Genomic DNA, 22606 nt, shown 5'->3' with positions numbered 1-22606 from the left:
CCTTCCTGTCCCGAATCCCGCCCAGAACCGACGGGTGCGCGCAGCCCGCTCACGCGCCCAGGTAGGCCTCGACGACGCGCGGGTCGGCGGCGAGCTCGGCGGCGGGACCCGACAGGGTCACCGCGCCGGTCTCGACGACGTACGCGCGATGCGCGATCTTGAGGGCCGCGCGCGCGTTCTGCTCGACGAGCAGCACGGTCGTGCCCTGGGCGTTCACCTGCTGGATGATCTCCATCACCTGCTTGACGATGAGCGGGGCCAGCCCCATCGAGGGCTCGTCGAGGAGGAGGAGCTTCGGCCCGCCGATCAGGGCCCGCCCGATCGCGACCATCTGCTGCTCGCCGCCCGAGAGGGTGCCGCCCTGCTGCCTGCGGCGCTCGGCCAGTCTCGGCATGAGCTCGTACACCTCGTCGAGCCGGGTCGCGATCGCCTTCTTGTCGCGCACGGTGTAGCCGCCGAGCAGCAGGTTCTCGTGCACCGTCATGGTCGAGAAGATGCGGCGCCCCTCGGGCACGTGGAGCAGGCCCGCCGACACGATGTTCCACGGCTTCTCGGTGGCGAGGTCGAGGTCGTTCCAGCGCACCTGACCCGACTTCGGCCGTACGAGCCCCGAGAGCATGTTCATCGTCGTCGACTTGCCGGCGCCGTTGTTGCCGAGCAGGCACACGATCTCGCCTTCGTCGACCGAGAAGCTGAGCCCGCGCAGGGCATGCACCCGGCCGTAGTAGACGTCGGCCTCGTTCACCTCGAGCACGCTCATGACCGGCCTCCGTCCGCCTGGACGGCGCTCGCGGCGCCGCCCTCCTCCTCGTCGACGCCGAGGTACGCCTCGATCACGACCGGGTCGTTCTTGATCTGGTCGGGCGTGCCGTCGGCGATCTCCTTGCCGTAGTTCAGCACGACGATGCGCTCGGCCAGCTCCATGACGAGGCCCATGTCGTGCTCGATCAGCACGACGGCGACCCCCATGCCGCGGATCTTGCGGATCAGCTCCATGAGCGACTGCTTCTCGTTGAAGTTGAGGCCCGCGGCGGGCTCGTCGAGCAGCAGCAGCTTCGGGCTCGTCGCGAGCGCCCGGGCGATCTCGACGCGCCGCTGCTCGCCGTACGGCAGCTGCGTCACGTAGAGGTTCTCGTCCTCGGCGAAGCCGACGAAGTCGAGCCAGCCGCGCGCCTCGCGGGCGCACGCGGCCTCCGCCCGTCGATAGCCCGGCGTGTGCAGGAGCGTCGACCAGAACCCCTCGCGCAGGTTCGCGTGCATCGCCGTCTTGACGTTGTCGAGCACGCTGAGCTCGCGGAAGAGCCGCAGGTTCTGGAACGTGCGGGCCATGCCCCACTTCGTCACGCGCGACGGCAGCACCCGGTAGAAGCCGAAGCTCTGCAGCAGGTGCGTGAGGCCGAGATTGCGCCAGAAGGCCGGCACCTCGCGCACGATGCGGTTGCCGTCGAACTCGACCGAGCCCGACGTCGGCAGGTAGAACGCCGAGATGCAGTTGAACGCGCTCGTCTTGCCGGCGCCGTTCGGGCCGATGACGGCGAGGATCTCGCCCTCGCGGACCTCGAAGCTCAGGCCGTCGACGGCCTTGACGCCGCCGAACTGCAGGCGCAGGTCGCGGACCTCCAGGAGTGCGCTCACGGCTGCCTCCCCTCCTCGGCGTCGGTCGCGGGCAGGCCGTCGACCGACTCCATCACGCTCGGCGGCACGGTGGGTTCGCCGTCGATCGCGGAGACGGCCGATGTGAACGGCGGCGGCTGCGGCTTCTGCCGCTTGAGCCACGGCAGCACCGCCGTCGCCGGCCAGAGGCCCGCCGGGCGGAACAGCATGACGACGACGAGCAGCACGCCGAAGATGAGGAACCGCCACTCGGCGAAGTCGCGCAGCAGCTCGGGCGCGAGCGAGACGAAGAGCGCGCCGATGATGACGCCGGGCGTGGATCCCATGCCGCCGAGCACGACCGCCATCAGGATGAGGGCCGAGTACAGGAACTGGAAGCTGTTCGGGCTGATCGCCGACAGGTGGGTCGCCATGAGCTGCCCGGCCATGCCGGCCCACACGGCGCCGATGATGTACGCCGAGATCTTCGCGACGTAGGTGTTGATGCCCATCGCCTCGGCGGCGTCCTCGTCGTCGCGCACGGCCTTCCAGGCCCGGCCCATCTTGCCCTTGCCGAGCCGGCCGGCGCCGATGACGCCGACGACGACCACGACGAGCGCGACGAAGTAGTAGAACACCACGTAGCCGGGGAACTCGATGCCGCCGATCGAGAAGCCGTCGTCGAAGCTCCAGCCGCCGAACTCCCAGGACGGGATGCCGTGGATGCCGCTCGGACCGCCGGTGATCTCGAGGTTGTTCGCGGTGATGCGGATGATCTCGCCGAACCCGAGCGTCACGATCGCGAGGTAGTCGCTCCTGAGCCGCAGGGTCGGCGCGCCGATGATGATGCCGGCCAGCACGCACGCGCAGATCGTCGCGATGAGCGCGAGCCACATCGGGAACCCGAGCACCGTCGTGAAGATGCCCGAGACGTAGGCGCCCACGGCGAAGAACGCGATGTACCCGAGGTCGAGGAGCCCGGCGAAGCCCACCACCACGTTGAGACCCATGCAGAGCATGACGTAGATGAGCGCGCTCGTCGCGATCGACATCGTGTAGCGGGAGGCGTCGAGGAACGGCAGCACCAGCAGGAGCACGACGGCGAGTCCGCCGAGCGCGCGGAGGAATCCGGTCTGCGACGTGAACACGCCACGTGGTGCACGCGGCCGGTCGAAGAGCGGCGAGGGCGCACGCAACGGTGCGTGCTTGAGCGCATGGTCGAGTCGCGTGGCCATGTCACATCCTCTCGACGACGCGAGCCCCGAGGAGCCCGGTGGGTTTGAAGGTCAGGAACAGGATGAGGAACGCGAACGAGAACACGTCGCGCCACTCGCCCCCGAACCACGCGGAGCCGAACGACTCGAGGAGGCCGAGCAGCAGCCCGCCGAGCATCGCGCCGTACAGGTTGCCGATGCCCCCGATGACGGCCGCGGTGAACGCCTTGAGCCCGATGATGAAGCCCATCAGGAAGTCGATCGACCCGTAATAGGCGCCCGCCATGACGCCCGCGGCACCGGCGAGCGCCGAGCCGATGAAGAACACCGTCGCGATGACCCGGTTGACGTTGACGCCCATGAGCTGGGCGCCCTGCGGGTCGAGCGCGATCGCGCGCATCGCGCGGCCCTGGCTCGTGCGTTCGACGATGTGCGCGAGCACGAGCATGAGTACCGCGGCGATCACCACGAGCACGAGCTGCGAGGCCGTGATACGCATGCCGAGCACGTCGAACCCGCTCGATTCGAGCCGGATGGGGAACGCCTCGGGGTTCGGGCCGAAGAGCTGGCGCACGCCGTACTCGAGCGTGAACGACACGCCGATCGCGGTGATGAGCACCGCGAGACGTGGGCTGTTCCGCAGCGGCCGGTAGGCGATCCGTTCGATGCCGACGCCGATGAGCCCCGTGGTCACCATCGAGAGCAGCATGATGACGAGCAGCAGCGGGATCGACGTCTCGTTCGAGATGCCGAACGCCGAGAGGGTGAAGAACCCGACGAAGGCGCCGAGCATGTAGATGTCGCCGTGCGCGAAGTTCAGCAGCTTGATGATCCCGTAGACCATGCTGTAGCCGAGCGCGACGAGGGCGTAGAACGAGCCCACGATGAGGCCGTTCCAGATGAGTTGCATCACGACAGCGGTGTCCTTTCCGCCGGGCCTGGGGATTGGCGGCGGGGCCGGGGACTCTCACCCCCGGCCCCGTCGGCTCAATCCTGCAGGTCGTCCTTCAGCACGAACGCACCCGTCGCCGGGTCGATCGCGACGATGACGAAGCCGCCGCCCGAGAGGGTGTGGTCGTCGGTGAAGGTCAGCGGACCCGCGAAGGTGTCGAAGTCCTTCAGTCCCTCGAGTCCGGCGACGACCTTGTCGAAGTCGGTCGAGCCTGCGTCCTCGATGGCCTGCGCCATGACGCGCACGGCGTCGTACGACTGCGTCGAGTACGGGCCGGGCGCGGCGCCGGCGAGCTCGGTGTAGTCGGCGATCCACTGGTCGGCGCCCTCGATCATGTCGGGCGTCTGGGTGAAGGTGCCCACGACGTTCTCGGTGTAGCCCTTGCCCGCGATCTCGGCGAACTTGGCGTCGACCGAGCCGTCGCCGACGAGGAACACGCCGTCGAATCCGGCGTCCTTCGCCTGACGGGCGATGAGGCCGCCCTCCTGGTAGTAGCCCGTCCAGTACACGAGGTCGGGCTGCTCGTTCGCGAGCTGCGTCGCGACCGCGGAGTAGTCGTTCTCCCCCGGCGTGATGGTGGCCTCGAACGCGACGTCGAGTCCGGCGTCGGTGGCCTGCTCGACGAAGGATGCGGCGAGGTCGGCCGAGTACGCGGTCGCGTCGTCGATCGCGGCGACGGTCTTCGCACCGATCTTCTCGGAGTAGGTGACCGCGGCGAGGGCCTGCTGCGTGCCCGTGCCGTTGATGAGGAACACCCCGGGGAGCTGCTGCTCGACGAGCTCGTTCGAGTTCGCCGCGGGGATGACCATCGGGATGCCGGCCTCGTCGAAGATCGGCAGGGTGGGCAGGGTCGCGCCCGAGCAGTAGCCGCCGACTGAGGCGACGACGCCGTCGGTCACGAGCTTGTTGGCACCGGCGACGGCGGTCGTCGCGTCGCACGCGTCGTCCTCGACGACGAGCTCGAGGTCACGACCCAGCACCCCGCCGTCGGCGTTGAGCTCGTTCACGGCGAGCTGGGCGCCGTTCTTCATGTAGTCGCCGAACGCCGACTCGCTGCCCGAGAACGGTGCGAGCATGCCGAATTTGATGGGGCCCTCGTCGGACCCGCTGTCGGAGCCTCCGCCGCCGAGGCCGCCCGAGCAGCCGGCGGTGGCGATCACGAGGCTCGCCGCGGCGGCGAACTGCAAGAGGCGCGTGCGGCGCCGTGGAGCGTGGGACATGGGGACTCTCCTCTGTCTGCGTCATTGCATGACCTCGGGCTCGCGTCGCTTGGTGCCACGCCGCGCCGAGCGGTACGTGACATATTACTCACGATGAGCGGTCATGCAAGCCGGGGCCCCGGCACCCCGGGCGCGCTACTCGTCGCGGCCGCTCCAGAGTCCCGCGACGTGGCCGATGTGACGGCGCATGAGCGCCTCGGCCCCTTCGCCGTCTCCGGCCACGAGCAGACGTACGAGCTCCGCGTGCTCGAGTGACGACGCCGCGAGCGCGTCGGTCTCGGCGAGGTCGACGAGGCCGACGAGGCGGGTCTGCTGACGGAGCTCGCGCACGAGCCGCACGAGATGCCCGTTGCCGGTCAGTTCGAGCAATGCGAGGTGGAAGGCCGTGTCGGCCTCGAGGTAGTCCTCGAAGCGGCCCTCGCGTCCCGCGGCGACGATCTCGTCGGCGAGGGCGTTGAGCGCATCGACGGTGTCGGCGGGCAACCGGCCCGCGATCGTGCGCATCGGCGGCGCCTCGAGCAGCACGCGCACCTCGCGGAGCTCGCGAAGCTCGTCGTCGGAGACCTCGGTCACCCGGAATCCGCGATTGCGGATGGGGCTCAGGAACCCCCGGCGCGCGAGGTTCAGCATGGCCTCGCGCACGGGGGTCGCGCTCACGCCGAACTCGTTGGCCAGGGTCGGCACGGTCAGCACGGTGCCGGGTGCGAACTCACCGGCGACGATGCGCGACGACAGCGTACGCTCGACCTGCTCGCGGAGGCTCTGCACCTCGAGGAGGCGGATCGGCTCGGGGCTCATCGCGCACCGCCCACGTGATACGTCATGTGGCACATCGTAAGCCACTCGAGCGGTTCCGCACCGCAGCCGGTCACCCCCGAACGGGGTCGTGTCACGCGACGACGCACCCGCGCCCGTGACGTCGGCGCGTGTCATGATTGCCCCACGGGTCCCGCCCGGCGGCCCGCACGGGGAGGACCGCGCATGCCGATCGAGTTCGCCAGGTCGCCGCGATCGACGGTCGGCCTCGAATGGGAGATCGCGATCGTCGACCGCGCGACGGGCGAGCTCGCCTCCGTCGGCGACCGGGTGCTCGCGATGCTCGACTCGATCAGTCCGGGCGGTCAGCACCCGTTCATCACCTCCGAGCTGCTCACCAACACCGTCGAGCTCGTGTCGAGCGTGCACGCGACCGTGCCGGCGGCCGTCGCCGACCTCGAGCACCAGCTCGCCGAGGTGCGCACCGTCGTCGAACAGCTCGGCGACTACGAGCTCATCTGCGCGGGATCGCACCCGTTCAGCCAGTGGTACGACCAGCACCTCACCGACAAACCCAGGTACCACAAGCTCATCGAGCGCACCCGCTGGTGGGGTCGCAACATGATGATATGGGGCGTGCACGTCCACGTCGGCGTCGACGACCGCGACAAGGCGCTGCCGATCCTCGACGGCATGCTCACCTACCTGCCGCACCTGCAGGCGCTCAGCGCCTCGAGCCCGTACTGGGCCGGCGTCGAGACCGGCTACGCCTCGAACCGCGCGCTCATGTTCCAGCAGCTGCCGACCGCGGGGCTCCCCTATCGGCTCGACGACTGGGCGGCCTACGAGCGCTACGTCGACGACCTTCGACGCACGGGCGTCATCGAGGACCACAGCGAGGTGCGCTGGGACATCCGGCCGTCGCCGCGCTGGGGCACGATCGAGGTGCGCGTGTGCGACGGCGTGTCGACCGCGCGCGAGCTCGGCGCGATCGGCGCACTCGTGCAGTGTCTCGTCGAGTGGATGTCGACGCGCCTCGACCACGGCGAACCGCTCGAGGTGCTGCAGCCCTGGTACACCCGCGAGAACAAGTGGCGGGCTGCCCGGTACGGCCTCGAGGCCGTGGTGATCACGGATGCCACGGGGTCGGAGCGCCCCGTCTCCGCCGACCTGCTGGGGCTCGTCGAGACCCTGGCGCCCGTCGCTGCGCGCCTCGGCTGCGAGCGCGAGCTCGCCGAGGTCGCGCACATGGTCGCCGCGGGGGCGAGTGCCAAGCGGCAGGTGGACGTCGCCGAGGCATCCGGCGGCGACCTGAAGGCCGTGGTCGCGCACCTCGCGCAAGAACTGCGCGAGGGCATGGACGGCGACTGACGCGACTAGGTTCGAGATCTGCTCGCAGGTCGTGCCGAGAACAGCTTCGCACCGATGACGAATGCGACCACCGATGCGGAGAACAAGCTCGTTGCTCCGTACATCAGCACGTATATGAAGAGCGACTGGTGGGTCGGGGACGGATCGACCACCCCGATGAACCAGATCGAGGCAACGATCATCAGCAGAAGCGCCACATAGCTCGAGAAAAGAACCAACTTGGGCTGCATCCGGTGCAGCCACACCAGCGCACCGCTGAGAACGAGAGCGAGGATGGCGGCCCAAACCTCACCGCCGTCCATACGACTCATCGTCGAGACGATCCCTCCAGCGATGAAGATCACCGCACCGAGCATGGCCGAAATCGCAACGATCCAGCCCTGGCCGGATCCGCCAGCATCCTGCTCACGATCGGCCGCAATGCCAGCTGCATCTTCGGTCACTGCGTCGCCGTTCCCATCGCCCACGCGCTGAACCTATTCGCTCAGCATTCGCGCAGTCAATGGCGACTCTGCCCGGTGCTTGACGCCCTCTCGTCGGCGGGCTAGCGGCCGCCGAGCAGCTTCTGCATCGCCGCCAGGTCCTGCTCGCTCGGCTGGCCCTGCTTCGCTCCGCCGCCGCCGAGCCCGAAGCCCGAGCCGGTGGGCGCAGCGCCCTGGCCCGCGGGCGTGACGCCCGACGCGATCGCGGCGTTCTCGGCTGCACGCTTCGCGGGGTTGCCCGAGCGCGAGCCGCCCGACTTCTTCTTCGCCTTGGCCGCCTGGCGCTTGCCGCCCCCGTAGCCGCCGGCGCCCGGGATCGGGCCCATGCCGGGGATCTGCGGCACGCCGCCGCGGGCGACGGTCTTCATCATCTTGGCGGCCTGTTCGAAGCGCTGCACGAGCTGGTTCACGTCGGTGACGGTCATGCCCGAGCCCTTCGCGATACGCAGGCGGCGCGAGCCGTTGAGCAGCTTCGTGTTCTTGCGCTCGGCCGGCGTCATCGACTGGATGATCGCCTCGGTGCGCACGATCTCGCGCTCGTCGAAGTTCTCGAGCTGCTGCTTCATGCCGCCCGCGCCCGGCAGCATGCCGAGCATCTTCTTGATCGAGCCCGCGCCGCGCAGCTGCTGCATCTGCGCAAGGAAGTCCTCGAGGGTGAACTGCTCCTTCGCGAGCTTCTCGGCGACCTTGAGCGCCTCTTCTTCGTCGAAGGCCTGCTGGGCCTGCTCGATGAGGGTGAGGATGTCGCCGAGGTCGAGGATGCGGCTCGCCATGCGGTCGGGGTGGAAGGGCTCGAAGTCGTCGAGGCCCTCACCGGTCGACGCGAAGATGATCGGCCGGCCGGTCACCGAGGCGACCGAGAGCGCGGCGCCGCCGCGCGCGTCACCGTCGAGCTTCGACAGCACGACGCCCGTGAAGTCGACGCCCTCCTGGAAGGCCTTCGCCGTCGCGACCGCGTCTTGACCGATCATCGCGTCGATGACGAAGAGCACCTCGTCGGGGTCGGTCGCCTTGCGGATGTTCGAGGCCTGCTTCATCATCTCGGCGTCGACGCCGAGGCGGCCGGCGGTGTCGATGATGACCACGTCGTGCTGGGCGCGACGCGCTTCGGCGACGCCGTCCTTCGCGACCTTGACCGGGTCGCCGACGCCGTTGCCGGGCTCGGGCGCGTACACGGGCACACCCGCCTGCGAACCGACCACCTGGAGCTGGTTCACGGCGTTCGGGCGCTGCAGGTCGCTCGCGACCAGGAGCGGCGTGTGCCCCTCTTTCGCGAGGTGCTTCGCGAGCTTGCCCGCGAGCGTCGTCTTGCCGGCGCCCTGGAGGCCCGCGAGCATGATGACCGTGGGCGGGTTCTTCGCGAACTGCAGGCGGCGCTGCTGGCCACCGAGGATGGCGACGAGCTCGTCGTTGACGATCTGCACGACCTGCTGGGCGGGGTTCAGCGCCTTGTTGACCTCGTCGCTCAGTGCGCGCTCGCGCACGTGCGCCGTGAACTGCTTGACCACGTCGAGCGAGACGTCGGCGTCGAGCAGCGCCCGACGGATCTCGCGGACGGTGCCGTCGACGTCGGATGCGGAGAGCTTGCCCTTGGTGCGGAGGTTCTTGAAGGTCTCGGCGAGGCGGTCAGACAGGTTTCCGAAGGTAGCCATGGTGCCTTCGATTCTAGGCGAGTCCGGATGCCTCCCCGCTGCGCGGGCCGATGCCCGTGTCCGAGCGGGTCGTCAGCCCTCGAACCGCACGTCGACGATCTCGCGTTCGAGGTCGATCGCGACGATGAGACGCTCGTCGGTGTCGTCGGGTGCGAGCGCGTACTCGTACTCGGCGAAGGCGTCGCCAGGTTCGTCGGCGTCGGGCCGCAGGTCGACGCGCACGAGGCTCATCGACCGCAACGCGTCGACCTGGCGGTCGCCCGACTCGCGGCCGATGGCGGCATCGATGTCATCGGCCTGTTCGAGTTCGGGGTCGAGCACCGTGTCGAGGTAGCGCACGACGGGCGAGCTCTTCGTGTCGAGCTGGCTGACGAAAGCCTGCCGCAGCTCGTCGTCGATGAGCTCGAGCTCGCCGACCATCGCCGACGCCACGTCGAGCGCGGCGATCGACACGAGGTCGGCGTCGGCGTCGAGCACGACCTCGACGCGCTGATCGGCGTACTCGAACGTCTCCGACCAGTAGTCGCCGACGAGTCCGAAGTAGTCGTGTTCGAGTGACATGGCTGGATGCTCCTTATCCGACGAGCTTCTGGGCGAACACGTGCGGGGTGAAGCCCGTGAGGTCTCCGATGCCCTCGCCCTGCCCGATGAGCTTGATGGGCAGGCCCGTCTTCTCCTGCACGGCGAGCACGAAGCCGCCCTTCGCCGAGCCGTCGAGCTTCGTCAGCACGAGGCCCGTCACTCCCCCGTGCTCGATGAAGGCCTCGGCCTGCGCCAACCCGTTCTGGCCGGTCGTCGCGTCGAGCACGAGCAGCACCTCGCTGATGGGCGCCTGCTTCTCGACGACGCGCTTGATCTTGCCGAGCTCGTCCATGAGCCCGCCCTTCGTGTGCAGGCGGCCGGCGGTGTCGATGATGACGATCTCGGTGCCGTCCTGCTTGGCCTTGTCGACGGTCTGGAACGCGACCGACGCCGGGTCCTGGCCCTCACGCTCCGGCCGCACGATGCCGACGCCCGCGCGCTCGGCCCAGGTCGCGAGCTGGTCGACCGCGGCCGCACGGAAGGTGTCGGCCGCGCCGACCACGACCGAGCGGTCGTACGTGCGCAGGAAGCGTGCGAACTTGCCGATCGTCGTCGTCTTGCCGACGCCGTTGACCCCGACGACGAGCACGACCGCGGGCCGCTCGGTCAGCTTCAGCGTCGGGTCGTACTTCGACAGCCGCTCCTCGACGATCTCGCGCAGCATCCGCTGCACGTCCTTCGGGTCGGTCGTCTTGTACCGCTCGACCTGTGCCCTGATCCGATCGACGATCTCCTCGGTCACCGCCGGGCCGAAGTCGGCCGTGATGAGCGCCGCCTCGAGGTCGTCCCACGTGTCCTCGTCGATCGTCTTCGCCCCGAAGATGCCGCGCAGGGCGTTGCCGAGCGACCATGAAGAACGTTCTGCCATGACTCCAGCCTACGGGTGGCGGAGATGCCGCGGCTCCCGTTGCACGGCCGACCGCGACCGTGCAAGGGGTTGCCGCGAGCCCCGCCCGCCGGAAGTCTCGGGGCATCGGAAGGAGCGCGGATGACGATCGTGGGCTTCCACGCCTCGCACGAACAGCTGTCGCCCGCCCGACTGCTCGACGCCGTGAAGCGCGCCGAGCAGGCAGGGTTCGGGGCGGCGATGTGCAGTGACCACCTCGCGCCATGGAGCGTCCGGCAGGGGCATTCGGGATACGCGTGGAGCTGGCTCGGAGCTGCCCTCGAGGCGACCCGGTTCTCGCTCGGCGTCGTGACCGCCCCCGGGCAGCGCTATCACCCGGCGGTCGCCGCGCAGAAGATCGCCACGCTCGCCGAGATGTACCCGGGACGCTTCTGGGCGGCGCTGGGCAGCGGCGAGGCGATCAACGAGCACGTCACGGGCGACGACTGGCCCGCGAAGGACGTGCGCGACGCGCGGCTCGTCGAGACCGTCGACGTGATGCGCCGGCTGCTCGCGGGCGAAGAGGTGTCGACCGACGGCCTCGTCCGTGTCGATCGCGCACGCGTGTGGAGCCGGCCGGCGGTGCCGGCGCCGCTCCTCGCCGCCGCCGTGAGCGCCGAGACGGCACACGAGGCGGCGGGATGGTCCGACGGCGTCATCACCGTCGACCAGTCGCCTGAGACGCTCCGCTCGTTCATCGACGCCTACCGCGGCGCCGGCGGCCGCGGCCCGATCGCGGTGCAGGTGCACCTGAGCTGGGCGCGGACCGACGACGAGGCACTCGCCATCGCCCACGACCAGTGGCGGCAGAGCCTCGTGCCCGCTCACCTCTCGTGGGAGCTCGAGCGGCCCGAGGACTTCGACGCCCGCACCGCGGATGCCACGCCCGACGAGGTCGCGGGCACCCTCGTCGTGTCGTCCGATCCGTCCCGCCATCTCGACCACCTCACACGGATCGCCGAGCTCGGCGTCGACCGCATCTACCTGCACCACGTCGGCACCGAGCAGGCCGAGTTCATCGACGTGTTCGGTGATCGGGTCGTGCCCGACCTCGAGGCGGTGACCGCGTGAAGATCACCGATCGCAGCGACCTCTGGTGGAAGACGGCGGTCGTGTACTGCCTCGACGTCGAGACGTACATGGACTGGAACGACGACGGGTCCGGCGACTTCGAGGGGCTCGCCCACCGCCTCGACCACCTCGCCGAGCTCGGCGTGACCTGTATCTGGCTCATGCCCTTCCAGCCGACGCCCGACCGCGACGACGGCTACGACATCACGGACTTCTTCGGCGTCGACCCGCGGCTGGGCTCGCTCGGCGATGTCGCGGAGTTCACCCGCACCGCTCGCGACCGGGGTATGCGGGTGATCATCGACCTCGTCATGAACCACACCTCGACGCGGCATCCCTGGTTCAGGTCGGCACGTCGGAGCCGGAACTCGCCCTTCCGCGACTGGTACGTGTGGCAGGACGACCCGCCGAAGCAGCCGAACGCGGTCTTCCCGGGCGAGGAGCACTCCGTCTGGGAGTTCGACGAGCGCGCCGGCCAGTACTACCTGCACAGCTTCTACCGCCACCAGCCCGACCTCAACATCGCGAACGCCGCGGTGCGCGACGAGATCGCGAAGACGGTGGGCTTCTGGCTCGAGCTCGGCATCTCGGGCTTCCGGGTCGATGCCGTGCCGTTCCTGATCGAACCGCCCGACGGCGTCGACATCGGCGACCCGCACGAGTTCCTCCGAGACCTGCGCCGGTTCCTGCAGCGACGCTCGAGCGACGCGGTGCTGCTCGGCGAGGTCAACCTGCCCTATGCCGAGCAGCTCGACTACTTCGGGCGGGCCGGCGATGCGGCCGAGCTCACGATGCAGTTCGACTTCCTCGGCATGCAGGCGCTCTACCTGTCGCTGGCCCGGGAGGACGCGCGGCCCCTCGCTGCGACGCTCGAGCGGCGCCCGCCGATCGAGCCCGAGGCGCAGTGGGCGAACTTCGTGCGGAACCACGACGAGCTCACCCTCGACAAGCTCTCCGAGTCCGAGCGGGCCGAGGTGTTCGACGCGTTCGCACCCGACGAGCGGATGCGCGTGTACGACCGCGGCATCGTCCGTCGCCTGCCCCCGATGCTCGACGGCGACCCCCGCCGCATCCGCCTCGTCTACAGCCTGCTCTTCTCGCTTCCCGGCACGCCCGTGCTGTTCTACGGCGAGGAGATCGGCATGGGCGAGAACCTCGCGCAGGAGGGCCGGCAGTCCGTGCGCACCCCGATGCAGTGGACCGACGAACGCAACGGCGGATTCTCCCGGGCGATCCCGTCGCGGCTCGTCGCGTCGCCGCCGACCGACGGCTACGCACCGGAGCACGTGAACGTCGAGGCGCAGATGCACGACCCGGACTCACTGCTCTCGTTCATCAAGCGCCTCGCGACGAGGTACCGCAGCTCCCCCGAGATCGGCTGGGGCGAGCTCGACGTGCTGCCGGCCGAGGCGCACCAGGTGCTCGCCCACCGCATCACGGCCGACGTCGGGCGGTTCGTCGCCGTGCACAACTTCGCGCCCACGCCCGTCCTCGTGCCGCTCGAGCTCGGCCCCGTCGCACCCGACGCGGTCCTCTCCGACCTCTTCGCGCCCGACACCTACCCGCTCGACGAGCGCGGGCGCATCGAGGTGCACCTCGAGGCGTACGGTTACCGCTGGTTCCGCATCGTGGAGACCGACGACCGACGACTCACCTGAGCCCGCGGTCAGCTCGCGCGCTCCTCGCGCTCCTCGCGAACCCGCTGGCCGACGACCGCCGAGACGCCGTCCTGGCGCATCGAGACGCCGTAGAGCGCGTCGGCGATCTCCATCGTGCGCTTCTGGTGGGTGATCACGATGAGCTGGCTCGCGTCGCGCAGGCTCTCGAACGTCGTGAGGAGGCGCCCGAGGTTCGCGTCGTCGAGGGCCGCCTCGACCTCGTCCATGATGTAGAACGGGCTGGGGCGCGCCTTGAAGATCGCCATGAGCAGTGCGACCGCCGCGAGCGAGCGCTCCCCGCCCGAGAGCAGCGAGAGCCGCTCGATCTTCTTGCCGGCGGGCTTCACGCTCACCTCGATGCCCGTCGTCAGCATGTCGTCGGGGTTCGTGAGCGAGATGCTGCCGGCGCCACCGGGGAAGAGCACCGGGAACACCTCGGCGAACGCGGCCTTCGTGTCGTCGAACGCGCTGCGGAAGATGGACTCCATCTTGCCGTCGATCTCCTCGATGATCGTCAGCAGGTCCTTGCGCGTGTTCGCGAGGTCGGTGAGCTGCTCGCTCAGGAACTGATGCCGCTGCTCGAGCGCGGCGAACTCCTCGAGCGCGAGCGGGTTGACTCGACCGAGCTGCGCGTACTTGCGCTCGGCGACCGCGAGTCTGCGTTGCTGCTCCTCGCGACGGAACGGCACGTCCTCCCCGTCCTCCGTCTCTGCTGGGACGGGCTGCTCGGGACCGTACTCGGCGATGAGCACCGTCTCGTCGAGGCCGAGCTCGGACTCGGCGCGCTCGACGAGGCCCGTGACGTGCAGCTTCTTCTCGTAGATGCGCAGCTCGAGCCCGTGCACGTCCTCGGTGACCGACTGCAGGCGCTCGCGCACGGCGGCCTCTTCGCGGCGCACGGACTGGAGCTCCTCGTTGCGACTCGCGCGCTCGGCCTCGGCGCGGCCGAGCGCAACGCGCGCCTCGGCGACCGAGGCGTCGACCGAGGCGAGCGCCGGCGGCAGTGCTCCGGCGACACGACGGGCGGCATCCAGCTGGGCCCGACGGATCACGGCCCGGCGCGCGGCCTCCTCGGCGGCACGGCGCTCCTGGTCGAACTGCGTCTCCATCGCACGGATCCGAGCCTCTTCGGCCCGCACGCGCTCCTTCGCGGTCTCGAGCTTGAGCTTCGCCTCGACCTCGGCCTCGCGCGCCGTCTCGACCGACGCGAGCGCGCCGTCGCGCACCGACACGTCGAGCACCGGCCGCGGCACGGCACGGGCCGCCTCGACGGCGGCCTTCGCCTCGTCGGCGGCGCGCTCGGCCTCGGCGACCCGCTCCTCGGCGTTCGCGGCGGCCTGCTGCAGTCGCTCCGACTCCGCTTCGGCGGCCTCGGCCTGGACCCGCGCGCGATTCAGGCGTTCGGTGCGCTGGGCGAGCTGCGCGTCGAACTCGCGCAGCGCGGCGAGCGCACGCTTGGACTGCTCCTTCGACTGCTCGACGAGCTGCCGCTGTTCGGCGAGCTCGGCACGGCTGCGTTCGATCTCGCCGCGCACCTCCTCGAGGCGGGCTGCGGCGCGGTCCCGTTCGGCGATGAGCTCGATGCGGCTCTGCTTGCGCCCTGAGCCACCGCGGACGACGAATCGCCCGATCACGGTGCCGTCGCGCGTGATGACCGTGACCGGCCGATCGAGCGCGGCGAGCGCCGGCTCCGCGGCACGGGCCGCGGCGAGGTCGTCCGCGACGAGCACCTCGGCGAGGAGGCCGCGCACGCCGGCTGGGGCGGTGACGACGGATGCCGCGGGCGTGAGCCCCTCGACGGAGACGGCGTCGACCGCGGAGGCGCGGCCCGGCTCGGCGACCGCGAGCGCGACGCGCCCCAGCTCGCCCTGCTCGGCGCGATCGAGCGCCCGATACGCGGCCTCGCGGTCGTCGACGAGGACTGCGTCGGCGAGCGACCCCAGTGCCGCGGCGATCGCCGCCTCGAACCCGGGTTCGACCTGCATCGACTCGGCGAGCAGTCCGCGGACGCCGTCGACGCGGGCGGCGACGAGAGCGGCGGAGCCGTCCTTCTGGTCGAGGGCGAGCGAGAGCGCCTGGGTCCGCGCGCTGAGGGCGCCGTGCTCGCGTTCGCGGCCGTGCAGCTCCTCGCGGATCCGCTCGATCTCCGCCTCGCTCTCGAACACGGCGGCCTGCGCGAGCTCGTACGCCTCGTCGAGGTCGGTCTCGGCGGACTCCTCGATTCCGGCCGCCGCCTCGGCTTCGGCGAGCGCCGCGGCGGCGGCTTCGCGCCGCCCCGCAGACGCCTCGAGCGCGTTCGCGTGGCGCAGCACCTCGCCGCGCACCGCGGCGAGCTTCGAGGCGGCCGAGTCGGCCTGACCCGACAGCTTCGAGAGCTCGAGGTCGTAGGCCGACACCTGCGCCGACTGGCGCGCGATCTCCTGGTCGACCGCGTCGAGTTCCGCCCGCGTGCGCATCGTCGTCTCGTGGGCGAGGTCGAGCGAGGATGCCGCGGCGCCGATGCCGTCGCGCAAGCCCTCGAGCTCGGCGACTGCCGCGTCGATCATCTCGCGGGTGACGCTCGGAGCGGCATCCGTGTCGTCTGACGCGCCCTCGAGGAGGGCGATGCGCTGGCGGGCGAGCGAATCGAGCGACCGCAGCTTCGACTGCGCCTGCTCGAGCGCGAAGCTCGTGGAGCGGGCGCGGTCGACGTCGTCGCCGCCCTGGGCCTGCTCGAGCGCCGTCACCTTCATCTGGTGCTGTTCGAGCCGCTCCTGCAGCACGAGCCGCTCGGCATGGCGTTCGTGCTCGCTCTTCCCGTGCTCTTCGAGGGCGCGGCGAAGGCCCACGACCTCGTCCGCGAGCAGGCGCGCCTTCGCATCGCGCACGACGGCGGCGATCGTGGCAGCCTCGCGGGCGACCTCGGCCTGACGGCCGAGCGGCTTGAGCTGCCGCCGGATCTCGCCGGCGAGGTCGGAGAGGCGCGTGAGATTCGTCTGCATCGCATCGAGCTTGCGGAGGGTCTTCTCCTTGCGACGTCGGTGCTTGAGGATGCCCGCAGCCTCCTCGATGAAGCCGCGGCGGTCCTCGGGCGTCGCGCGCAGCACCTGGTCGAGCTGGCCCTGGCCGACGATGACGTGCATCTCGCGCCCGAGACCCGAGTCGCTGAGCAGCTCCTGCACGTCGAGCAGGCGGCACTGGTCGCCGTTGATGGCGTACTCGCTCGTGCCGTTGCGGAAGAGGGTGCGTGAGATCGTGACCTCGGTGTACTCGATCGGCAGGGCGCCGTCGGTGTTGTCGATCGTGAGGCTCACCTCGGCGCGGCCGAGCGGGCCGCGGGTCGAGGTGCCCGCGAAGATGACGTCCTCCATCTTGCCGCCGCGGAGCGTCTTCGCCCCCTGCTCCCCCATGACCCAGGCGAGGGAGTCGACGACGTTCGACTTGCCCGAGCCGTTCGGACCGACGATGCAGGTCACGCCGGGCTCGAAGGCGAAGGTCGTCGGTTGTGCGAAGGACTTGAAGCCCTTGAGCGTCAGGCTCTTCAGGTACACGTCCCACCCTCTCCTGTTCGCGAGAACGCTGCGGACTACGGTAGCCGAGGTTCCGGCCGGAGCCGCGCACGCGCGCCGACCATCGGCGATCGCCTCTTGTCACCCCTCGGCCGCGGCGGGTAGTCTGGGCGGCTGCCCATTCGGGAGCCGACGCCGTTCGAAAGGAGCAGCCGATGCCCGTCGAGGTCCGCGAGGTCGCGATCCCCGCGTCACTCGGCACTCCCGAGTCGACCGAGTTCGAACGAGTGGTCGAGCTCCAGACCGAGATCGAGGTCGAGCGCTGGGGCGACGACCGGTTCGCCTACACCGCGCCCGAGCTGCTCGCCCTGTACCGCGACGAGTACCTTCCGCGGCGGGTCTTCGCCGCGTGGGACGGCGACCGCTGCGTCGGACGCGCCACCGTCTGGTGGGAGGCCGACCCCGCCGCCGTGCGCGGCGACATCGTGATCGAGGTCGCACCCGACCGCCGCCGGTCCGGCCTCGGCTCCGCGCTCCTCGAGCGCGCCGAGGCGGTCGTCCACGACCTCGGCCGCGACGTCTTCGGGATGTTCGTCGACCTGCCCATCGCGGCGGCTGAACAACCCGGCGAAGGCCTGCGCGCGCCGCAGGGAGACGCCTCGATCCCAGCCGATCTGCCAGGAGTGCGCTTCGCGCAGCACCACGGCTACACGCTTCGCCAGCTCGAGCGGCAGAGCGGGCTGACCGTCGCGGGTCGCCTCGACGAGTTCCGCGACGCAGCCGGGCGGCGCGAGGCCGAGGCATCCGCGTATCGGCTCGTCGGTTGGGTCGATCGGACCCCCGAGGACCTCGTCGAGAGCTACGCGGCCGCCCGTGCGAGGATGGCGCTCGACGTGCCCGCCGGCGGTCTCACGCTCGACGAGGAGCACTGGGATGCGGCGCGTGTGCGCGCCCACGAGGACCGCGCCCTCGAGGGCGGGCGGATGCTCCTCGTGCAGGCCGCGGTCGCCGCGGACGGATCCGTCGCCGGGTACACCGAGCTCGAGCTGCCGCCCGGCAAGCCCGTCGCCTACCAGTCCGACACGCTCGTGGTCGCCGCGCACCGCGGGCACGGTCTCGGCCTTCGGGTGAAGCTCGCGAACCTCGTGCGGCTCATCGAGGTCGCCCCCGAGCGCACCGACGTCTACACCTGGAACGCGGACGAGAACGAGCACATGCTCGCGATCAACGTGGCGCTCGGGTTCGAGGTGCGGGGCTTGTCGGCGGAATGGCAGCGCGGCTGATGCGGGTCGCGCTCGCGGTGCTCGGCGTCGTCGCGATCGTCGCGTACGCGGTGCTCGGCGCGTTCATCATGAACGACTGGGCCGTGGTCGCCGCGAGCGGCCGCCCGCTCGACGAGACGATCGCCGCGATGGGAGCCGCCGGCGAGCAGTACCGCACCACCCCGGGATTCCTCTTCGCGATACTTGGCGTGCTCCTCGCTCTGGCCTGGGGCTTGCTCGTGCTCCACCCGCTCATCCGCCTGCCCGTCTGGGCCGCGGTCATTTTCTGGGGAATCATCCTCGCGTTCGGTGCCCCGGCGTACTTCTTCGCCGCGTTCGCCAACCTCAACTCGGTGGGCGACGTGTTCTCCGACTGGGACGCGGAGGCGGCGTTCGCAGTGGAGGCGCCGCTCTACGCGGTCAGCGGCGTCGCCGTGCTCGTCGTCATCGCGGCCGCGGGCGCGGCGGCGATCGCTGCGGTGGTCCGGGGCGTGGTTCGGCGTCGGAGGGCGGATCGCGGCGTCCCCGCCGCGTGACCTCGACCCTGGGCCTGGGCCTGGGCCCAGGCGCCGCTGCCGCACGGGACGGCGCGGTCATTCAGCGCCGTCGCTGGCACTTCGGGCAGAGATGGCTCGACCGGTTCATGAACGGTTCGCGCACGATCGGGGTGCCGCACCGCGCACAGGGCTCGCCAGTCTGCCCATAGGCGTTGAGCGAGTGCGCGAAGTAGCCCGACGCCCCGTTCACGTTCACGTACTGCGCGTCGAAGCTCGTGCCGCCCTCGACGAGAGCTCGGCCGAGCACGTCGCGCACGGCGGCGAGCAGTTCGTTCACCCGGCGCAGGCTGAGTGACGACGCGGGCTGCTCGGGATGCAGCCGCACCGCCCAGAGCGTTTCGTCGGCGTAGATGTTGCCGATGCCGCTCACGACGCCCTGATCGAGCAGCACGCGCTTGATGCCCGTGTCGCGTCGGGCGAGCCGGGCCGCGAACGCCGATTCCGAGAACGCCGGATCGAGGGGATCGCGCGCGATGTGCGCAACCTGACTGGGGATGGACCGCGCCCACTCCCCCGTCACCGATGCGGAGAATCCCGCGATCTGCCCGTCGGACGTGGGCAGCATGCGGTCGACGGCGAGCGAGCCGAAGATGCGCTGGTCGACGAAGTCGACCCGCAGCTCCCCGTGCTCGGGGTGTTCGACATGCAGCCGCACGCGCGCATGGCGGTCGTCGCCGGGGTGCTCGGGGGTGCGCAGCAGCATCTGCCCGCTCATGCCGAGGTGGCCGACGATCGCTCGTTCGCCGTCGAGGGGCAGCCACAGGAACTTTCCGCGACGCACCGCCGCCGCGACCCGGGCACCCGTGAGCAGGCGCTCGAAGTCGCCGATCGTCGGGTCGTGGCGCTTCAGCGACCGCCGGTCGAGCACCTCGACCCCGGAGATCACCGCGCCCGTCAGTGCGGGCGCGAGTCCGGAGCGGACGACTTCGACCTCGGGGAGTTCGGGCACGTCAGCCGAGTCTACGCGCCGCGCGAATCCGAACCGCGCGCGCACCACATGCCGGCGCTACCCGCTGATGCGGACCCACTTGTTGCAACCGGCACTCTCGAAGTACTTGTCTGTGCTGTCGATCCTGACGGTGAAGTCGCCGCCGTACCCGATGTCGTTCCAGTTGATCGCATCGGTGTCGTACGGACGTGCGAGGGCGAGCCCGGCGACGTAGCAGTAGCCGTCGGGATCGTTGCCGAGCGACTGGTACAGACCCGTCTGGATGTTCGCACCGACGCCGTACACGCCGTCGCCGAACGACGTCGCACGCGATCCGGTTCCGTCGTATCGGTACCACACGCCACAACCCTCGGTGTAGAAATACGGGTCGCTGCTCAGGATCGTCACCATGCGCCGGCCATATCCAGCGTCCGACGTGATGACATTGCTACCGGCGTAGTCGGTGGCCAGATCCCAGTAGCAGTACTGGTCTGCCCCACCCTTCGTGTAGTAGGTTCCAGGCTTGATGTCGACCCCGACCTTGTACACGCCGTTCGCCGTGATCGACGGGTAGGCGGTGAGCACCCCGACGGTGCGCGTCGAGAACTTCGAGACCGTGCTGTAGCCGCTGCGGCTCGCCGTCACCTTGACGCTCACCTGCTTGCCGATCATCCACGTCTTGACCGCGAACGTCTTCGCCGTCGCCCCGCTGATCGCGGTGCTGTTGAGGTACCACTGGTACTTCAGGGTCGCGGTCGGGGACGCGGTGGCGGACGCCGTCAGCGTGTATCCCACCCGCACCTGGCCCGACAGCGACGGCGTCGACAGCGAGATCGTACCCGGCACGATCGCCGCAGTCCCCGCCGACTTGCGGGCGACGGTGGCATACCCGGACTTGGAACCGGTGACGACCACGGTGACTGACTTGCCGAGATCGGCGGCGGCAGCACGATACGTCGAGGCCGTCGCACCCGTGATCGCCGTGCCCGACCGATACCACTGGTACTTGAGGGCCACCGGCGCCGGTGACCACGTGCCCGGCACTGCCGTCAGCAGGTAGCCGACCTTGCGCGTACCCGAGATCGTCGGCGTCGGCGATGCCGTGAGGGCACGCAGCACCGTCGGGGTGGCCGCCGACGTCTTCGACAGCGACGTGTAGCCCGTTCGCGAGGCGACGACCGTGACGGAGACCTTCGTACCGGCATCGGCCGTGACGAGCTTGTACGTCGACGCCGTCGCACCCGAGATCTTCGCCCCGTTGCGCAGCCACTGGTACTTGTACGAGTTGCCCGAGGGCACCGTGACACCCAAGGTGGAGCCCACGATCGTCGTGCCCTTGACGACCGGCGTGAACGACGCGATCGTCCCGGCCACGACCTTCACCGTCGATGCCGAGTACGCAGTCCGGTCGGCATACCCCGTGACCTTCGCCACGACACGCACCTTCAGCGGAAGGCCGAGATCGGCCGCGACGACGACGTACTTGCTCGACGTCGCACCCGAGATCGCGGCTCCGTTCCGGTACCACTGGTACGTGTATGCCGGACCTGCAGGCACCGACACCGCCAGTGTCCGTCCCACCGCGACCGTGCCCGACACGACCGGCGTGAACACCGGCTGCGTACCGAGCGCGACGGCCGCCGTCGGCACGCTCGTCGTGACCGACACGGCGTAGCCCGGCACGCTCTGGGTCACCTCGACCGAGAACACCGAACCCAGGTCGCTCGCCTTCACCACGTACGACGGCGACATCTCACCGGCGACCGGCTCACCGTTCCGCAACCACTGCACCGTGACCGCGCCCGACGACGGAACCGAGCTGGACAACGTCGCCCCCACGGCCGCGGCACCGCTCACCACCGGCACGAACTCGGGAAGTACGCCCTCGACCACCGCGCCGGTGGGCGAGCTCGTCACGCTGCGGGTCTCGTAGCCGTCGACGGTTCGGGTGATGGTCACGGTGATCGTCGCACCGAGGTCATCGACCGTCGGTACGTACGTCGCGCCCGTCGCGCCCTCGATGGGCGTGTCGCCCCGGTTCCACTGCGCGGTCACCCCGTCGCCGTCGGGAAGCACGGTCGAGAGCGGCGCCCCCACCTGTGCGTCACCCGTGATCTCGGCGGTGAATGCGGGCAGGCTGCCCGCGACGACGTGCCCGGTCGGCGCGGACACCGCGGCAGCGGTCTCGAATCCGGGTCGCGTCGCCGTGACGGCGACCGAGATCGATGCGCCCAGCTGGTCGGCGGTCACGACGAACGTCGGCGCGGTGGCGCCGTCGATCGGCGCGTCATCGGCATTCCACTGGTACGCGAAGTCGAGCCCGTCGGGACTCCACGTTCCCGGCGTCGCGGTCAGCTCTTGGCCGACGACCGGTGCTCCGGCGACGCCCGGCGCCTCGAGGTTCTGGATCGGCGCAGCGATCAACTGGATGTCGACGTCCGTCGCCGATGCGTCCTCGGCGAGCGCGATGAGTCCTTCGTCGGCGGAAGCCGGACGCGTCGTGCCGGTGCGGTACCACGTCGCCTCGAACGAGACGTCTCCGCATCCGTCGGCGGAGACCGCGTACGTGCCCGCCTGCAGGTCTGCGATGGCGTACCCGCCGTCGGCCACCGTCTGCACGGGCTCTCCGACGAGGGTCCAGTTCCCGTCGCCGTCGTCGTCCGAGGAGACGGTCACGCAGGCCCCCTCGAAGGGCTCGCCGACCGCGCCGCGCACGGTGCCCGAGATCGACGCCGCGCCGAGTCCGTCGCCGTCGGCTGCGATTGCGGGGGACGTCCCGAGGAGAGCGCCGACGAGGGCGATGACCGCAGTGGTCGCTGCGGCGGACAGGATGCGTGGCACGATGACTCCGTTCGGGTCGGCAGGGTGCGCTCAGCCTATTGAGCGTCGTGCTTCCTCCCGAGCGAATCGGCTGCCCCACTTCGGGGGACGTCG

18 protein-coding genes are annotated in these 22606 nt (G+C 70.2%); 5 read left to right on the top strand and 13 right to left on the bottom strand.

What is annotated here, in order from left to right:
• Window positions 1–49: 49 nt before the first annotated feature.
• The 6 genes from MUN74_RS16550 to MUN74_RS16525 form a co-directional block, all read right to left on the bottom strand.
• Complete coding sequence (locus MUN74_RS16550; RefSeq protein ID WP_244853702.1) at window positions 50–760, bottom strand: ABC transporter ATP-binding protein; 711 nt, start codon at window positions 758–760, stop codon at window positions 50–52.
• Complete coding sequence (locus tag MUN74_RS16545; RefSeq protein ID WP_244853700.1) at window positions 757–1635, bottom strand: ABC transporter ATP-binding protein; 879 nt, start codon at window positions 1633–1635, stop codon at window positions 757–759. Before MUN74_RS16545 ends, MUN74_RS16550 begins: the two co-directional genes overlap by 4 nt.
• On the bottom strand, window positions 1632–2828 hold the full coding sequence (locus MUN74_RS16540) for a branched-chain amino acid ABC transporter permease (RefSeq protein ID WP_244853699.1): 1197 nt from the start codon (window positions 2826–2828) through the stop codon (window positions 1632–1634). Before MUN74_RS16540 ends, MUN74_RS16545 begins: the two co-directional genes overlap by 4 nt.
• A gap of 1 nt (window position 2829) precedes the next feature.
• Window positions 2830–3717, bottom strand: coding sequence for a branched-chain amino acid ABC transporter permease (locus MUN74_RS16535; RefSeq protein WP_244856485.1), 888 nt, complete (start codon window positions 3715–3717; stop codon window positions 2830–2832).
• Window positions 3718–3794: 77 nt separating this feature from the next.
• On the bottom strand, window positions 3795–4979 hold the full coding sequence (locus MUN74_RS16530; RefSeq protein WP_244853698.1) for a branched-chain amino acid ABC transporter substrate-binding protein: 1185 nt from the start codon (window positions 4977–4979) through the stop codon (window positions 3795–3797).
• Between the two features lie 135 nt (window positions 4980–5114).
• Window positions 5115–5777, bottom strand: coding sequence for a GntR family transcriptional regulator (locus MUN74_RS16525; protein WP_244853697.1), 663 nt, complete (start codon window positions 5775–5777; stop codon window positions 5115–5117).
• Between the two features lie 183 nt (window positions 5778–5960).
• On the opposite strand from MUN74_RS16525, the gene MUN74_RS16520 reads away from it, so the two are divergent.
• Window positions 5961–7106, top strand: coding sequence for a glutamate--cysteine ligase (locus tag MUN74_RS16520; RefSeq protein ID WP_244853696.1), 1146 nt, complete (start codon window positions 5961–5963; stop codon window positions 7104–7106).
• Between the two features lie 5 nt (window positions 7107–7111).
• Here the strand turns inward: MUN74_RS16520 and MUN74_RS16515 are convergent, their stop codons facing one another.
• From MUN74_RS16515 to ftsY, 4 genes are all read right to left on the bottom strand, one after another.
• Complete coding sequence (locus MUN74_RS16515; protein WP_244853694.1) at window positions 7112–7573, bottom strand: hypothetical protein; 462 nt, start codon at window positions 7571–7573, stop codon at window positions 7112–7114.
• A gap of 77 nt (window positions 7574–7650) precedes the next feature.
• Complete coding sequence (gene ffh / locus MUN74_RS16510; RefSeq protein WP_244853692.1) at window positions 7651–9240, bottom strand: signal recognition particle protein; 1590 nt, start codon at window positions 9238–9240, stop codon at window positions 7651–7653.
• A gap of 72 nt (window positions 9241–9312) precedes the next feature.
• Complete coding sequence (locus tag MUN74_RS16505; RefSeq protein ID WP_244853690.1) at window positions 9313–9801, bottom strand: DUF2004 domain-containing protein; 489 nt, start codon at window positions 9799–9801, stop codon at window positions 9313–9315.
• 13 nt (window positions 9802–9814) lie between these two features.
• Window positions 9815–10690: a signal recognition particle-docking protein FtsY gene (gene ftsY / locus MUN74_RS16500; protein WP_244853689.1), complete on the bottom strand. Its 876-nt coding sequence runs from the start codon at window positions 10688–10690 to the stop codon at window positions 9815–9817.
• 120 nt (window positions 10691–10810) lie between these two features.
• Here ftsY and MUN74_RS16495 point away from each other — a divergent pair, with 120 nt between their 5' ends.
• Window positions 10811–11779 (top strand): TIGR03885 family FMN-dependent LLM class oxidoreductase, encoded by a 969-nt coding sequence (locus MUN74_RS16495; RefSeq protein ID WP_244853687.1) that lies wholly within the window; start codon window positions 10811–10813, stop codon window positions 11777–11779.
• Complete coding sequence (locus tag MUN74_RS16490) at window positions 11776–13437, top strand: alpha-amylase family protein (protein WP_244853685.1); 1662 nt, start codon at window positions 11776–11778, stop codon at window positions 13435–13437. The genes MUN74_RS16495 and MUN74_RS16490 overlap by 4 nt, the downstream gene beginning before the upstream one ends.
• Window positions 13438–13445: 8 nt before the next feature.
• Here the strand turns inward: MUN74_RS16490 and smc are convergent, their stop codons facing one another.
• Window positions 13446–16967 carry a chromosome segregation protein SMC gene (gene smc / locus MUN74_RS16485; RefSeq protein ID WP_244853683.1) on the bottom strand — a complete coding sequence of 1174 codons (3522 nt, stop codon included), beginning with the start codon at window positions 16965–16967 and terminating at the stop codon, window positions 13446–13448.
• A 173-nt stretch (window positions 16968–17140) separates the two neighbouring features.
• Here smc and MUN74_RS16480 point away from each other — a divergent pair, with 173 nt between their 5' ends.
• Window positions 17141–18208, top strand: a complete 1068-nt coding sequence (locus MUN74_RS16480) for a GNAT family N-acetyltransferase (RefSeq protein ID WP_244853681.1) — start codon at window positions 17141–17143, stop codon at window positions 18206–18208.
• On the top strand, window positions 18193–18723 hold the full coding sequence (locus MUN74_RS16475) for a hypothetical protein (protein ID WP_244853680.1): 531 nt from the start codon (window positions 18193–18195) through the stop codon (window positions 18721–18723). The genes MUN74_RS16480 and MUN74_RS16475 overlap by 16 nt, the downstream gene beginning before the upstream one ends.
• A gap of 61 nt (window positions 18724–18784) precedes the next feature.
• Here the strand turns inward: MUN74_RS16475 and mutM are convergent, their stop codons facing one another.
• Both mutM and MUN74_RS16465 read right to left on the bottom strand, forming a co-directional pair.
• Window positions 18785–19693: a bifunctional DNA-formamidopyrimidine glycosylase/DNA-(apurinic or apyrimidinic site) lyase gene (mutM, locus tag MUN74_RS16470; RefSeq protein WP_244853678.1), complete on the bottom strand. Its 909-nt coding sequence runs from the start codon at window positions 19691–19693 to the stop codon at window positions 18785–18787.
• 57 nt (window positions 19694–19750) lie between these two features.
• A complete protein-coding gene (locus MUN74_RS16465; protein ID WP_244853676.1) occupies window positions 19751–22513 on the bottom strand; it encodes a carboxypeptidase regulatory-like domain-containing protein in 2763 nt (920 codons plus the stop codon).
• Window positions 22514–22606: the final 93 nt, after the last annotated feature.

The sequence above is a fragment of the Agromyces sp. H17E-10 genome, assembly GCF_022919715.1.
Lineage (GTDB): Bacteria > Actinomycetota > Actinomycetes > Actinomycetales > Microbacteriaceae > Agromyces.
The sequence above is the reverse complement of the archived record's forward strand: the minus strand, read 5'-3'. Positions and strand labels throughout refer to the sequence as shown.